Origin of the sequence: Aeribacillus sp. FSL K6-3256 (genome assembly GCF_037965805.1) — a bacterium.
GTDB classification, from domain to species: Bacteria; Bacillota; Bacilli; order Bacillales; family Aeribacillaceae; genus Aeribacillus; species Aeribacillus composti.
In genome coordinates this window covers 17,981-32,500 of sequence record NZ_CP150188.1, presented here as the reverse complement: position 1 = coordinate 32,500, position 14,520 = coordinate 17,981, and the positions used below count along the sequence as shown (strand labels likewise).

The window sequence follows — 14,520 nt, the reverse complement described above, 5'->3', positions numbered from 1 at the left end:
TGTTACGACTTCACCCCAATCATTTGTCCCACCTTCGGCGGCTGGCTCCCGTAAGGGTTACCCCACCGACTTCGGGTGTTACAAACTCTCGTGGTGTGACGGGCGGTGTGTACAAGACCCGGGAACGTATTCACCGCGGCATGCTGATCCGCGATTACTAGCGATTCCGGCTTCATGCAGGCGAGTTGCAGCCTGCAATCCGAACTGAGAGTGGTTTTTTGGGATTCGCTCCACCTCGCGGTTTCGCTGCCCTTTGTACCACCCATTGTAGCACGTGTGTAGCCCAGGTCATAAGGGGCATGATGATTTGACGTCATCCCCACCTTCCTCCGACTTTTAGCCGGCAGTCACCTTAGAGTGCCCAACTGAATGCTGGCAACTAAGGTCAAGGGTTGCGCTCGTTGCGGGACTTAACCCAACATCTCACGACACGAGCTGACGACAACCATGCACCACCTGTCACCCTGTCCCCGAAAGGGGAACGCCCTATCTCTAGGGTTGTCAGGGGATGTCAAGACCTGGTAAGGTTCTTCGCGTTGCTTCGAATTAAACCACATGCTCCACCGCTTGTGCGGGTCCCCGTCAATTCCTTTGAGTTTCAGCCTTGCGGCCGTACTCCCCAGGCGGAGTGCTTAATGCGTTTGCTGCAGCACTAAAGGGTGGATACCCTCTAACACTTAGCACTCATCGTTTACGGCGTGGACTACCAGGGTATCTAATCCTGTTCGCTCCCCACGCTTTCGCGCCTCAGCGTCAGTTACAGGCCAGAGAGCCGCCTTCGCCACTGGTGTTCCTCCACATCTCTACGCATTTCACCGCTACACGTGGAATTCCGCTCCCCTCTCCTGCACTCAAGTTCCCCAGTTTCCAATGGCCGCTCGCGGTTGAGCCGCGAGATTTCACATCAGACTTAAGGAACCGCCTGCGCGCGCTTTACGCCCAATAATTCCGGACAACGCTTGCCACCTACGTATTACCGCGGCTGCTGGCACGTAGTTAGCCGTGGCTTCCTCGTCAGGTACCGTCAAGGTACCGCCCTGTTCGAACGGTACTTGTTCTTCCCTGACAACAGAGCTTTACGATCCGAAGACCTTCTTCGCTCACGCGGCGTTGCTCCGTCAGACTTTCGTCCATTGCGGAAGATTCCCTACTGCTGCCTCCCGTAGGAGTCTGGGCCGTGTCTCAGTCCCAGTGTGGCCGGTCACCCTCTCAGGTCGGCTACGCATCGTCGCCTTGGTGAGCCGTTACCTCACCAACTAGCTAATGCGCCGCGGGCCCATCCTGCAGTGACAGCTAAAAGCCGCCTTTCAACCGAAAACCATGCGGTTTTCGGTGTTATCCGGTATTAGCTCCGGTTTCCCGAAGTTATCCCAGTCTGCAGGGCAGGTTGCCCACGTGTTACTCACCCGTCCGCCGCTAACCTAAAGGAGCAAGCTCCCTTCGGTCCGCTCGACTTGCATGTATTAGGCACGCCGCCAGCGTTCGTCCTGAGCCAGGATCAAACTCTCCAAAAAAAGTTTGTCAAAAGTTTGTCACCAAATGCTCTTTTAGAATCAACAGGCACGCTTTTCGTTTTGTTCAGTTTTCAAGGATCAATCAGGATTTCTATTTTATCAATCAAAAATTCATTTGTCAATGTTTTTTTATTTTGTATCTTAGCGACGAATACTATTTTACCATGATTGTTTATAATGTCAACACTTTTTTTGAAAATAAAAACACCCGCCTGTATACAGGTGTTTTTCAAGGGATAATCACCATTTTAATAATTACTAAAGCAGCTAATCCGGGGAGCCCCAATAAACCTGCAATAGATGATGTAACAATATTAATGGGCACGTGCAGACCGAAACTCGTCCCAAAAGAATTAACAAAAAAAAGTAGCAAGGCCCCGATCACAATTTTTATAAAAATACTCCCTATCCATTTCACCGGTTTCAAAGAAGCACCAGCAAGAAGCAGAAGGAATAAAAGCCCTAAAATGCAAATGATCATAATATAAGGCTCCATTATATAAAACCCACCTTCCTGTTTATTTCGGCTTTACTTTAACAATATGAAAGATTTCATATTGTTTAGAACTAAGAAAACAACAAACAGGAATGTGGCTGCTTCCTTCTACCTACTTTTCCATCTTGATATTTCTCTTTTTGGCTTCTTTTAAAAGAAATAAATATTTTGCTTCTGCTAATTTTAAACTGCTAAGCACCTCAGGTGAAGGATCAAAGCTTTTTTCCACTAAACGCTTTTGATACTCCCAATGTTCCTTCAGCTCAATTAAATCTTGAAGAAGCAGCTGATCGAATTCTCTTCTCAACCATTGCTTTCGCCGAATAAACATGTCTGGCAAACTCCTTTTCTCTTCAAATCTCTCGTCTTCCCTCCAGCGCTTTTGAAAGTGTGACTTCGTCCGCGTATTCTAAATCACCGCCAACAGGCAGTCCATGAGCAATTCTTGTGATTTTTATGCCTGTAGGCTTTAAAAGGCGAGAGATATACATTGCTGTCGCTTCTCCCTCAATGTTCGGATTTGTTGCTAAAATTACTTCTTGAATTTCATCATTTTGCAGACGTTTTAGCAAATCAGGGATATTAATATCTTCAGGACCAATCCCGTCCATTGGCGAAATGGCGCCATGCAGAACATGATATAGACCGTTATATTCTTTCATTTTTTCCATTGCAATGACGTCTTTCGGGTCTTGAACCACACATATTATGCTTCTGTCGCGGCGCTCATCTTTGCAAAGATAACATGGATCTTCATCTGTAATATGACCGCAAATCGAGCAATATGATAAATTTCGTTTTGCATTGACAAGCGCTTTCGCGAAATCCAATACTGTTTCTTCCTTCATATTTAAAACAAAAAAGGCCAGACGAACGGCCGTTTTCGGACCGATTCCTGGCAGCTTCATAAAGCTATCAATAAGTTTTGATATCGGTTCTGGATATTGCATCGAATAGATCCTCCTAGAACAAGCCAGGCAAATTCATACCTTTAGTAAATCTTCCCATCGTTTCGCTTGTTAACTCATCCACTTTGCGAAGAGCATCGTTTGTTGCTGCCAATACCAAATCTTGAAGCATTTCAATATCTTCAGGATCTACAACATCTTCATTGATTTTCACTTCTAAAATTTCCTTATGTCCGTTTGCAACAACCGTGACCATACCGCCGCCAGCAGTTCCCTCCACTTTTTTTTCAGCAAGCTCCTCCTGAGCCTTTTGCATCTCCTTTTGCATTTTTTGCATTTGCTTCATCATTTTTTGCATGTTTCCCATACCGCCTCGCATCATCATATTATCTCCTCCATAAGCATTTATTTACTCTTTTATTTCAATCAGATCCGTGCCAACTAATTTTTTTGCTTCGGCAATAAGCGGATCTTCGTCTTCATGCTCCTGTTGATGTGCATCGTCTGATCGTTGATTGCGCAAATAATCCTCCCTTATTTTACCCCATTCTTTCTCCGGAACGCCAATCATCTCCATTTGACGTCCAATGAGTCCTTGTAAAATCGTTTGGAGGTTTGTTAATACATGATTTTGATTTTCCGCCACCATTTTACAATGGATTTCATATTTAAATTTTAGCACAAAAGCATATTCGCAAGCAGCAACTGGCTCACTTTCATTTAAAAGGGCTGCATGCGACACTTTATTTTGCTGCTTTAGCGTTGTTAACAGATCTCCCCATCGGCTTTTCACTAAATCCAAATCTTTTCGAGTAGCATTTCTCAAAATATCATAAATGCGGTCAACAGGCGTTTTATAACCGCTTTGAATTGTTTTTTGTACTTTTGCTTCTTGTTTAACAGGCGACTGTTCTTGAACTCCATGCTGAACTAATGAAGATATTGTGCGTTCAAGTTCCTGTATTCGATTAAGAAGTTCTTCATAATGAACTGAAGGCGGCTGCACGCGCTCAGTTTGACATAATTTCACAATCGCTACTTCTACAAAAATACGGGGATGATTCGTCCATTTCATCTCCTGCTGGCTTTGATTCAAAACTTCAATCGTCTCATAAATTTGCTCAATAGGAATTTGTTCGCACAATGAAACGAACGCATCGTCTATTGCGACTCGTTCCATTACTTCCTCTAAGTTTGGAGCCGATTTATATAATAACATGTCGCGATAGTAATAAATGAGATCTTCAATTAATTTTAAAGGATCTTTCCCTTGATCCAACCATTCGTGGATAGTTTTTAAAGCTTCCGTAACGTTGTTCTCAAAAATAAATCGGACCAAATTTGCGAGCATCTTATGAGAAACCGATCCAGTTATAAATAATACATCCTCCAATGTGACTTTATCATCGCTAAAAGAGATGGCTTGGTCCAACAGACTCAGTGCATCTCGCATCCCACCATCAGCCGAGCTCGCAATAACCTTTAACGCTTCCTCTTCAACCTTGATCGATTGATTTTCCACAATTTCCTTCATGCGACGTACGATGGATTGAACAGAAATACGCCGGAAATCAAAGCGTTGACATCTCGAAATAATGGTAAGCGGAATTTTATGAGGTTCAGTTGTAGCCAAAATAAAAATCACATGTTTTGGAGGTTCTTCAAGCGTTTTTAATAAAGCATTAAATGCTCCGATTGAAAGCATATGAACTTCATCAATAATATATACTTTATATTTGACCGCCGCAGGTGCAAATTTGACTTTATCGCGAATATCGCGAATTTCATCTACTCCATTATTAGAAGCTGCATCAATTTCAATAACGTCCGAAATCGATCCTTCCGTGATTCCTTTACATGCAGGACACTCATTACAAGGCTCTGCAATTGGTGCTTGTTGGCAGTTGACCGCTTTCGCAAATATTTTTGCAGCGCTTGTTTTACCTGTTCCTCTAGGACCTGTGAAAAGATAAGCATGCGAAAATTTATTTTGTAAAAGGGCATTTTGCAATGTTTTCGTGACGTGTTCTTGTCCCACGACATCACGAAACTGCTGTGGCCTCCATGCTCGGTATAAAGCCTGATAACTCAAGTAACGCCCTCCCCTTTATACAGTAATCTTTCATTTATTATACCTGATTGTTTAAACGAATGTAAGTTTTCCATAAGAAGGATAAAAAACTTATGAAAAAAAATAAAACCGATCTCTGTAAAAGCGTCTCCAGTTAAATAGACAGCACATGTAGACAGCCTGAGACCGATATTCATTAGGACTTTAAGCTGTTTCTCTTTTGAAGCCGTTGATAGTTATATTGCATAATGCATCCTTCATCTTTTCGGACGTGCGGAAAAAGTATGGATGAGACTTGAAATGGGACGGCGTATTCTGTATGGTTTTAGCCGCTAAGGATACTTTTGTTTCAAGAGCTTCTGGGGAATTTTAAGGTCTTCCTAATATTTTCTACATTTCTTTCTGCTTAAAGTGTTTTCCCCATCATGCATCAATCCATATTTTAAACCAATGTCCTCATTACATTTTTTAAGCTTTACATCATACGCTGTTCATACTTCTCTCATCGAAAAAATCCCCTTATAGTTGACAGACTTTTCTTTTTCTGCCTACTATAAGGGGATCTTATTGTTTGATATAATAACTGCCGTGCACCTTCTGTCGATTAGCAACCCTAGGCGTTACTCAAGCAGTTAGCTCAGTTCAGGCAACCCTGCGGCACATGAGAGCTTCCACTTAATGCTGCTTCCTTCCGGACCTGACATGGTTCATGGATTCTCATTGCACAGGACCCAAACGTCAACACCACTTACTTGAGGCAGACCCTAAAATATACTAACCTCGAGAAGGAATTCGGCCTCGCTAGAGCGGATTGCGAGTACAGGGCACCGCTACCTCCCCGCTTAGCACGGCAAAGTTTAAACCGATTTTCACTTTGCGCCGTTTAAGGACGCAAATTTAGTATATATGTTTTTTCGAGAAAATGCAACGCTTCCCAATATGTTAAAAAATTCAATTGTTTTTATTTTTCATTTTCAACCGTTTTTTCTCTTCCCGCAACTTTTGAAAAAAACAGGTTAACATTTCACTGCATTGCTCCTGCTTCACGCCTGAAATTACTTCTGTTTGATGATTGAAACGAGGTTCATTTAATAAATTCATTAACGTTCCTGCACAACCAGCCTTCGGATCGAAAGCGCCGAAAACTACACGTTCAATTCTTGACATTACAATCGCTCCTGCACACATTGGACATGGCTCAAGCGTCACATATAGCGTCGAGTTCTCGAGTCTCCACGTTCGAAGCTTCCTGCACGCCTCATCAATTGCCAATATTTCCGCATGAGCGATTGACCTCTGCTCGGTTTCCCTCAAATTATGAGCTTTTGCAACCACTACATCATCTACAACAAGCACAGCACCAATCGGAACCTCGCCAATCTTTTCCGCCTTCTTCGCCTCTTCAATTGCTAAAGTCATATAATATTCGTCTTTAGTCATTTTTTGCTCCTCATCCTATCGATATAATTTCATCTTAAAAAAAGTGCGGGTTCCTTTCAACCTTTTCCAAAAGCATGTTTTCTGCGATGAAAACATAAAATTTACAAACAGTTTTTACAGGAGGTCATGATTTTGCTAATTCATGTTGTTCAATCTGGGCAAACGCTTTATTCCATTGCACAAACATATGGAACATCTATAACAGCCATCGTTGAAGCAAATGAAATTCCTAATCCTGATCAGCTTGTTGTAGGTCAAGCAATTGTTATTCCAATCATCGGACAATTTTACACCGTTCAACGGGGAGACAGCCTTTGGAGCATTTCAAGAAAATTTGGTACTTCTGTATTTGAGCTTGCAGCAGTAAATGGACTGAATATAAATCAATTATTGCCTATTGGCCTTCGATTATATATCCCAGAACGGCCTAAACGGCAAGCAGAATTTAATGTATATTTAGAACCGCTTGGTGCTCAAGTCAGCCAAAATCTCGAAGACAGCGCAAGAGAGACTGCCCCTTATTTAACCTACCTTACCCATTTTAGCTTTCAAGCACAACGTGACGGTTCTTTAAAAGAGCCACCGATTGGGAACTTGCAAACTATTGCTAATGAACAAAATTTAGTGTTTTCAATGGCTGTCACAAATTTGGAGAACAATCAATTTAGTGCAGAGTTAGGGCATATATTGCTGACAGACGATGATGTACAAACTAAATTTTTAAATAATATTATTGCCACAGCAAAAAAATATCAGTTTCGAGATATTCACTTTGATTTTGAATATTTGTTTCCTGCCGATCGGGAAGCCTATAATCAATTTTTGCGAAGGGCGAGAGACAGGATTCACAGTGAAGGGTGGTTCATTTCCTCTGCATTAGCCCCCAAAACAAGCGCAGAGCAAAAAGGACAATGGTACGAGGCCCACGACTATAAAGCACATGGAGAAATTATGGATTGGGTCGTCATTATGACATATGAATGGGGGTACAGCGGCGGACCGCCAATGGCTGTTTCTCCTATCGGCCCAGTCCGTGATGTACTCGAATATGCCGTTACGGAGATTCCTCCACAGAAAATTATGATGGGACAAAATTTATACGGTTATGACTGGACTCTTCCCTTTGTGCAAGGCGGGCCTTACGCAAAAGCGATAAGTCCGCAGCAGGCGATTCAGCTTGCATCAAAATACAATGCAGAAATCAAATTTGATGAAGAAGCCCAAGCCCCTACTTTTCGATATACGGATGAAAACCAAAAGGTTCATGAAGTTTGGTTTGAAGATGCCCGTTCCATACAAGCCAAATTCGATCTTGTAAAAGAGCTGCATTTGCGAGGTGTCAGCTATTGGAAACTAGGAATTTCGTTTCCGCAAAATTGGCTGTTGATTATCGATAATTTTCAAGTCGTAAAAAAATAAATACTTCTTTATAAACAACTATTGATCAAATGATCTTAAATATGAGGAATTTCTGTTTTGTTTTTCAAAAAAATAAAAGAGGCGCCTAATAAGTTGCTTTTCAGCTTATAGACGCCCCTTTAACGTTTATATCGATGATTTTTGTTTTCCATGAGGATTAGCCATTTTGTTTTAAAAAATAAAAAATTCGTTACAGCCCGTAACGAATTTAGCCAATCTCCAATTTATGCGCACTCGGTAAATAATGGCGGAGGAGGAGGGATTCGAACCCCCGCGCGGTTTGACCCGCCTCTCGGTTTTCAAGACCGACCCCTTCAGCCAGACTTGGGTACTCCTCCATATGACATGGACTAATATAGCACAGTATAAAATGTATGTCAATAAACTCATAAAAGTTATCAAATAATTTTTTTCCTTAAACGCTTCTTTACAAAGAAGCTTATTTTTTTAAATAGAAAAAATTAAAAAATTCGAAAAAAATCGATTGTATTTCATTCATCATGTTATAAACTTGTATTGCAAGTTAATTTAAAGCGCTCACAAATGGACACTAGTTTTTTCGGGACATGAACAAAGGCATCTTTTCCCCGCAATCGGCTGCTATCTTTGCATTGATTTGCCGCGCTTTTAAAACAGCATGTATAAAAACAACTGAAGCCTAGTGCAAAACGTAAATCCCTTAAAAAATCAGAGTGAGAAGCTTGCGGATGACTAGAGGAGGACGGAGAAAAATATGTATGATTATGTAATTGTCGGTGGAGGAATAGTCGGCTTATCCACTGCATTGGCAATATATGAACAACACCCAAACGCAAAAGTGGCAATAATCGAAAAAGAAAATAAAGTTGCCTCCCATCAAACGGGTCATAACAGCGGGGTGATCCATTCCGGTATATATTACAAGCCCGGGAGCTATAAGGCGCAGCTTGCGAAAAAAGGTAATCAGGCAATGATCATGTTTTGCCAAAAATACGATATCCCTTATGAAGTCTGCGGCAAAGTAATCGTTGCCAGCGATGAACATGAGCGGGAGGAGCTTGAGAAGCTGTTCCAACGCGGATTAAAAAACGGCCTCAATATCCGGAAAATTTCAAAGGAGGAGCTTCATGAATTTGAACCTTATGTGAATGGAATAGAAGCCATTCATGTTCCATCAACAGGTATTGTAAATTTCCGTCTTGTTAGTGAACGGATGGTAGATTTAATCCTCGAAAAGGGCGGGGAGATCTTTTTAAACGAAAAAGTAGAAGTGATTCATGAAAAAAAACAAGAAGTTATCGTTGAAACAGCAAACAAAACCTTTCAAAGCCGATTTTTTATAAATTGTGCAGGACTTAACAGCGATCGTATTGCTAAAATAGCAAATCTGTATACGGATGTGAAAATTGTTCCATTCCGTGGAGAATATTATATGTTAAATCCGCAAAAATCATATTTAGTTAAAAACTTAATCTATCCTGTACCAAATCCTAATTTTCCATTTTTAGGCGTTCACTTTACTAGAATGATTGACGGATCTATAGATATAGGTCCAAATGCTGTTTTAAGCTTGAAAAGAGAAGGGTATAAAAAAAGCGACGCAAATATGAAAGATTTGTTTGAAGTATTAACGTTCCCCGGTTTTTGGAAATTAGCAGGTCAATATATGAAAGAAGGACTCGAAGAAATGATTCGATCGATGTCAAAGAAAAAGTTTGTCGAAAATGTTCAAAAACTCATGCCCGATATTACAGAAGAAGATTTGCTGCCTGGACCATCTGGTGTCCGAGCTCAAGCTTTAAGTAAAGACGGGGCTTTAATCGATGATTTTTATATTGTACCAACGAAACGGTCCATTCATGTGCTGAACGCTCCATCACCTGCAGCGACAGCATCCATTGAAATAGGAAGAACAATTGCCAAACAAATGATACAACGGCAGCCTATATAAAATACATTTGTACATAAAAGGGGGATATGGAAGAACCCCTCCTACCCCCTTTCATTTTTTCTATTCAGTAAGAATTACTTTTTACTAATTACTGTTTTATTTCCCATATATGGACGCAGCACTTCCGGAATGACGACAGATCCGTCTTCTTGCTGGTAATTTTCCAAAATGGCTGCTACTGTACGACCTATTGCAAGCCCAGAACCATTTAACGTATGCACATGCTCAGGCTTTGCTTTCGGATCCCGTCGGAACCGTATATTCGCCCGGCGAGCCTGAAACGCTTCAAAGTTGCTGCAAGAAGAAATTTCACGATATGTTTGATAGCTTGGAAGCCATACTTCAAGATCATATTTTTTTGCTGCCGTAAAGCCTAAATCAGCTGTACACATGCTCATAACTCGATATGGAAGTCCTAACAGCTTCAATACGTTTTCAGCATGACTTGTTAATTTTTCTAATTCCTCATAAGAATCTTCAGGCTTTACAATTTTCACAAGCTCCACTTTGTTAAATTGATGCTGGCGAATAAGGCCGCGCGTATCTCTTCCGGCCGCCCCTGCCTCAGAACGGAAGCAAGCGCTGTACGCTACATAATTGATTGGAAGCTGCTTCTCCTGTAAAATTTCATCACGGTGCAAATTTGTGACAGGAACTTCCGCTGTTGGTATTAAGAAATAATCCTCACCTTGAATTTTAAAAGCGTCTTCCTCAAACTTCGGAAGCTGTCCTGTTCCGATCATGCTTGTACGGTTCACTATATACGGAGTCAAAACTTCCTCATAGCCATGTTCTTCAACGTGCAAATCTATCATAAAACTGATAAGCGCCCTTTCTAATCTTGCGCCCAAACCTTTATAAAATACAAAGCGGCTGCCGGTCACCTTGCCGGCTCTTTCAAAATCGAGAATTCCTAATTGGTCGGCAATTTCCCAATGAGGTTTTGGTTCAAAACGAAAGGTCGGGATTTCTCCCCATTTGCGGACTTCTACATTATCTTCCTCTGAATCGCCGACTGGAACGCTCTCATGCGGAATGTTTGGAATCGACAAAATCAAGGTTTCTAACTTTTCTTCAATCTCTTTTAATTCCTCATCAAGTGTTTTGATGCGTTCTCCTACTTGACGCATTTCTTGAATTAAATGATCTGTGTCTTTCTTTTCTCTTTTCAATTCGGCGATTTTAGAAGATACTTCATTTCTTTTGCTTTTTAATTCTTCCGTCGTAACAATTAGTTCACGACGCTTTTTATCCAAGTCAACAAATTGATCAAAATCAGTTAAATCCTCTCCACGGTGTTCAAGCTTCTTTTTTATTTCTTCAAAATTTGACCGTAAAAATTTCATATCAAGCATCATGGACACTCCTTTCGCTTTTATATTCAAAATAAAAACTCCCGTCCAAAAAGGGACGAGAGTATACCCGCGTTGCCACCCTGCTTGAAGGCATCAGCCTTCCACTTACAAAGGTAACGGTTTTTGCCGTAAATGCTTACTAACAAAAACTTGCATTCAGCATTTCACTCAAGGACGGATTCACAAGCGTTTTTCACTGGTTTCCACCAACCACCAGCTCTCTTAAGAAAAACAACTTGCTACTAGTTCCTCTCATTGCTTTGCATCTATTTATATTCATAAATTTACTATAAGTTTAGGGTTTGTTCAACTTTTTTATGCATGAACTTTCTCGTTTGATTCCTTCACCATATTTAAAAAATATTGCACAAATCGATGATCATCCGTCAATTCCGGATGGAATGAACATCCAAGAATGTGGCCTTGTCGAACAGCAACAATTCGATCCTCATGTTTTGCTAAAATTTCAACATTTTCTCCTGCTTCTACAATATGCGGAGCGCGAATAAACACACCTATAAAATCGTCCCCAACTCCTGCAATGGTTAATTCCGCTTCAAAACTTTCACGCTGGCGGCCGAAAGAATTCCGTTCAACGACCACATCCAATACACCAAGGTGCGGCTCATCTTGTCCAACAATTTGCTTCGCCAGCAAAATAAGACCAGCACATGTACCGAAAACAGGTTTTCCTCCCTTTATAAATTCTTTCAAAGGGTCCATCAACCCATACTTTTCAATCAATCTTCTCATTGTCGTGCTTTCGCCGCCTGGTAAAATAAGTCCATCGATATTTTGCAATTGTTCGGATTTTTTAATTTTTACGCCTTCTGCACCACAAGCTTCGATTGACTGAATATGCTCCCTCACAGCACCTTGGAGTGCCAAAACTCCTACTTTCATTTTGTATTCTCCTTTACCAACCACGTTCTTGCATACGATGTTCCGGAAGCAATGAAGAAATATCGATCCCTTTCATCGCAGTTCCAAGATCTTTCGATAAATGAGCGATTAATTCATAATCCTCATAGTGTGTGGTCGCTTCCACAATTGCCCGGGCATACTTTCCTGGATTTTCAGATTTAAAAATACCTGAGCCGACAAACACACCATCTGCACCAAGCTGCATCATCAACGCTGCGTCAGCAGGTGTTGCAACGCCGCCAGCAGCAAAATTCACGACAGGGAGTCGTCCTTCCTTTTTAATTTGTAGCAGCACTTCATACGGGGCTCCTAAATTTTTTGCTTCCGTCATTAGCTCATCTTCGCTCATGCCGACAATTTTCCGAACCTGTGCATTCACTTTCCGCATGTGACGAACTGCTTCTACAATGTTGCCAGTTCCCGGTTCGCCCTTCGTTCTGAGCATGGAAGCACCTTCTCCAATTCGGCGAGCTGCTTCTCCTAAATCACGGCAGCCACAAACAAATGGAACCGTAAATTCCCGCTTATTTATATGAAACTCTTCATCAGCCGGTGTCAACACTTCACTTTCATCAATATAATCAACACCGAGCGCTTCTAATACTCGAGCTTCTACAATATGTCCAATACGGCATTTTGCCATTACTGGAATCGTAACCGCGTTCATGACCTCTTCAATAATCGTCGGATCAGCCATGCGGGCAACCCCGCCTGCCGCACGAATGTCAGCAGGAACTCTTTCCAGCGCCATGACGGCAACCGCACCTGCTTCTTCAGCAATTTTGGCCTGTTCTGCATTGACCACATCCATGATGACGCCGCCTTTTTGCATTTCGGCCATTCCCCTTTTTACTCGATCAGTACCTGTAATTGCCATTTCTATAGTTCCTCCTTAATGATACATTCAAATGCATACGTCTATTTTATCCTAATTTTTATAAAATTCCTATCAAATTTCAAGGATTTCTTTTATTTTAAATATAGTAAAAACCCCCAACAAAATGTTAGGAGTTATGCATTAAAACCAGCTTTTTACCATGTTTGCTGCTCCGTTCCATACATCACCAAAAAAACTACCAATGCCTCTCATTGATAATACAAACCAGTTAGCTTTTTCGACTTTTGTTTTTGTCACTACATCAACTTTCGCTTCGGATTCACCTGTTACAAATCCGTAATCCTGGCTGTTCCCTTTATATTCTACGGACATATACCCGACCTTGGCGCCCTTTTTAATTGGTGCAGTCAGCTCTCCGTTCGCAGTTAAAAGCTTTTTATCTAAAACATATTTCGGCTCATACTGGTCTTTTTCCCCACGTTTAATAGGGAGCTTTAAAGAATCTTTTGTTTCTATTTCTACTTTTTTCTCTTTTCCTTTTACAACAGATACAGTTGATTTATTTTTTATTTGATATTGCGCAGGAAATAATTCCTCAATGGAAAAATTGCTGAAAACATAGTCCATTAGTTTTCTAGTTTCACTAAAACGATGTACGTAATTGTTGCTCCCTTTACCTTTCGCATTCATAACAACTGTGATGATTCGCATTCCGTTCCGTTCGGCTGTTCCCGTAAAGCAGGAGCCCGCAAAATCGGTATATCCTGTTTTTAACCCGTCTACACCTTCTGTACCATAAACTAATCCAGGCAGCATCCAGTTCCAGTTTTCCATTTTAATCTCATCATCCGTACCTTCTCGAAAAGCTTTTCTCGTAATTTTGGCCGTTTCTAAAATCTCAGGATACTCCTTTAAAAGATGGTACGCAAGGCTGGCAACGTCTCTCGCAGACATTACATTTTCTTCTTCCTCACCTGTTCCTTCCGGATGCATCCCCATTAAGTCTCTATTGTTTAAACCTGTCGCATTTACAAACTTCGTATGCTTCAAGCCTAGTTCTTTCGCTTTTTCATTCATCATTTTCACAAAATTTGTTTCCGATCCACCGATCACTTCTGCCACTGCAATCGCCGCACCATTTGCAGAATAAATGGCCATTGCTTCATATAACTCTTTTATTGTATAACTTCCATCTTTTCTTAAAGGGACATTGGATAAACTGCGATTTTGGGAAATTTTGTAAACATAATCACTTGGACGATATGTTTGATCCCAAGAAACTTTCTTTTCATGGATCGCTTCCAGCAGCAAGTATTCAGTCATCATTTTTGTCATACTTGCAACTCCAAGAGTTTTATCAATATTTTTTCCGTACACAATTTTCCCTGTAGAGGCTTCAACGGCAATGGCTGCAGAGGCATTGATGCCCAATGGGTCATTTTCTTCAGCATTTATTTTGGGAGACAAAGGGGAAAATGCCGTCATCAATAAAAACGTGATGACGAGAGCCGAGATGAATTTTTTCGTGAAGTGCACCATGATTACCTCCATTTATTTGAAAATATCTATTTAAAAAAATAATTAATAGTTAACACAACAAAATTGATTTTAACATACATCTTATA

General features: G+C 41.1%; 12 protein-coding genes, 1 tRNA gene, 1 rRNA gene, 1 other RNA gene and 1 other annotated feature (1 of these 16 running past the window's edge). Of the genes, 2 read left to right on the top strand and 13 right to left on the bottom strand.

Going from position 1 to position 14,520, the window contains the following annotated elements; genetic code table 11:
• From NSQ84_RS00145 to tadA, 8 genes are all read right to left on the bottom strand, one after another.
• Positions 1-1,514 (bottom strand): 16S ribosomal RNA (locus NSQ84_RS00145) (it extends 40 nt beyond the left edge of the window).
• 229 nt (positions 1,515-1,743) lie between these two features.
• Entirely contained in the window at positions 1,744-2,010 is a 267-nt protein-coding gene (locus NSQ84_RS00140; RefSeq protein WP_063388674.1) for a pro-sigmaK processing inhibitor BofA family protein, read from the bottom strand.
• Between the two features lie 112 nt (positions 2,011-2,122).
• The gene (locus NSQ84_RS00135; RefSeq protein ID WP_094244829.1) at positions 2,123-2,341 is read right to left on the bottom strand and encodes a YaaL family protein; all 219 of its coding nucleotides are present in this window, start codon (positions 2,339-2,341) and stop codon (positions 2,123-2,125) included.
• A 22-nt stretch (positions 2,342-2,363) separates the two neighbouring features.
• On the bottom strand, positions 2,364-2,960 hold the full coding sequence (gene recR, locus NSQ84_RS00130) for a recombination mediator RecR (RefSeq protein WP_063388672.1): 597 nt from the start codon (positions 2,958-2,960) through the stop codon (positions 2,364-2,366).
• A 13-nt stretch (positions 2,961-2,973) separates the two neighbouring features.
• Complete coding sequence (locus NSQ84_RS00125) at positions 2,974-3,300, bottom strand: YbaB/EbfC family nucleoid-associated protein (RefSeq protein ID WP_063388677.1); 327 nt, start codon at positions 3,298-3,300, stop codon at positions 2,974-2,976.
• A 27-nt stretch (positions 3,301-3,327) separates the two neighbouring features.
• The gene (gene dnaX, locus NSQ84_RS00120; RefSeq protein ID WP_063388671.1) at positions 3,328-5,010 is read right to left on the bottom strand and encodes a DNA polymerase III subunit gamma/tau; all 1,683 of its coding nucleotides are present in this window, start codon (positions 5,008-5,010) and stop codon (positions 3,328-3,330) included.
• Positions 5,011-5,575: 565 nt separating this feature from the next.
• Positions 5,576-5,840, bottom strand: an RNA gene (gene ffs, locus NSQ84_RS00115) — signal recognition particle sRNA large type.
• A gap of 100 nt (positions 5,841-5,940) precedes the next feature.
• Positions 5,941-6,429, bottom strand: coding sequence for a tRNA adenosine(34) deaminase TadA (gene tadA / locus NSQ84_RS00110; protein ID WP_063388670.1), 489 nt, complete (start codon positions 6,427-6,429; stop codon positions 5,941-5,943).
• Between the two features lie 132 nt (positions 6,430-6,561).
• Here tadA and NSQ84_RS00105 point away from each other — a divergent pair, with 132 nt between their 5' ends.
• Positions 6,562-7,848, top strand: coding sequence for a glycoside hydrolase family 18 protein (locus tag NSQ84_RS00105; protein WP_339212150.1), 1,287 nt, complete (start codon positions 6,562-6,564; stop codon positions 7,846-7,848).
• Between the two features lie 245 nt (positions 7,849-8,093).
• Here the strand turns inward: NSQ84_RS00105 and NSQ84_RS00100 are convergent.
• A tRNA-Ser gene (locus NSQ84_RS00100) sits at positions 8,094-8,186 on the bottom strand.
• 395 nt (positions 8,187-8,581) lie between these two features.
• On the opposite strand from NSQ84_RS00100, the gene lhgO reads away from it, so the two are divergent.
• Positions 8,582-9,778 (top strand): L-2-hydroxyglutarate oxidase, encoded by a 1,197-nt coding sequence (gene lhgO / locus NSQ84_RS00095; RefSeq protein ID WP_339212149.1) that lies wholly within the window; start codon positions 8,582-8,584, stop codon positions 9,776-9,778.
• Between the two features lie 74 nt (positions 9,779-9,852).
• Here lhgO and serS read toward each other — a convergent pair whose 3' ends face one another.
• The 4 genes from serS to NSQ84_RS00075 form a co-directional block, all read right to left on the bottom strand.
• The gene (gene serS / locus NSQ84_RS00090) at positions 9,853-11,133 is read right to left on the bottom strand and encodes a serine--tRNA ligase (protein WP_339212715.1); all 1,281 of its coding nucleotides are present in this window, start codon (positions 11,131-11,133) and stop codon (positions 9,853-9,855) included.
• 48 nt (positions 11,134-11,181) lie between these two features.
• Positions 11,182-11,398 (bottom strand) — a binding site (T-box leader).
• A 50-nt stretch (positions 11,399-11,448) separates the two neighbouring features.
• A complete protein-coding gene (pdxT, locus tag NSQ84_RS00085) occupies positions 11,449-12,036 on the bottom strand; it encodes a pyridoxal 5'-phosphate synthase glutaminase subunit PdxT (protein ID WP_066251693.1) in 588 nt (195 codons plus the stop codon).
• 13 nt (positions 12,037-12,049) lie between these two features.
• Complete coding sequence (gene pdxS / locus NSQ84_RS00080; RefSeq protein WP_063388667.1) at positions 12,050-12,934, bottom strand: pyridoxal 5'-phosphate synthase lyase subunit PdxS; 885 nt, start codon at positions 12,932-12,934, stop codon at positions 12,050-12,052.
• A 141-nt stretch (positions 12,935-13,075) separates the two neighbouring features.
• Complete coding sequence (locus tag NSQ84_RS00075) at positions 13,076-14,380, bottom strand: serine hydrolase (protein WP_235600461.1); 1,305 nt, start codon at positions 14,378-14,380, stop codon at positions 13,076-13,078.
• Between the last annotated feature and the right edge of the window lie 140 nt (positions 14,381-14,520).

Coding starts and splice junctions, on each gene's coding strand:
- NSQ84_RS00140 (WP_063388674.1), bottom strand. CDS start 2,010: ATGGAGCCTTATATTATGATCATTTGCATTTTAGGGCTTTTATTCCTT.
- NSQ84_RS00135 (WP_094244829.1), bottom strand. CDS start 2,341: ATGTTTATTCGGCGAAAGCAATGGTTGAGAAGAGAATTCGATCAGCTG.
- recR (WP_063388672.1), bottom strand. CDS start 2,960: ATGCAATATCCAGAACCGATATCAAAACTTATTGATAGCTTTATGAAG.
- NSQ84_RS00125 (WP_063388677.1), bottom strand. CDS start 3,300: ATGATGCGAGGCGGTATGGGAAACATGCAAAAAATGATGAAGCAAATG.
- tadA (WP_063388670.1), bottom strand. CDS start 6,429: ATGACTAAAGACGAATATTATATGACTTTAGCAATTGAAGAGGCGAAG.
- lhgO (WP_339212149.1), top strand. CDS start 8,582: ATGTATGATTATGTAATTGTCGGTGGAGGAATAGTCGGCTTATCCACT.
- serS (WP_339212715.1), bottom strand. CDS start 11,133: ATGCTTGATATGAAATTTTTACGGTCAAATTTTGAAGAAATAAAAAAG.
- pdxT (WP_066251693.1), bottom strand. CDS start 12,036: ATGAAAGTAGGAGTTTTGGCACTCCAAGGTGCTGTGAGGGAGCATATT.
- pdxS (WP_063388667.1), bottom strand. CDS start 12,934: ATGGCAATTACAGGTACTGATCGAGTAAAAAGGGGAATGGCCGAAATG.
- NSQ84_RS00075 (WP_235600461.1), bottom strand. CDS start 14,380: ATGACGGCATTTTCCCCTTTGTCTCCCAAAATAAATGCTGAAGAAAAT.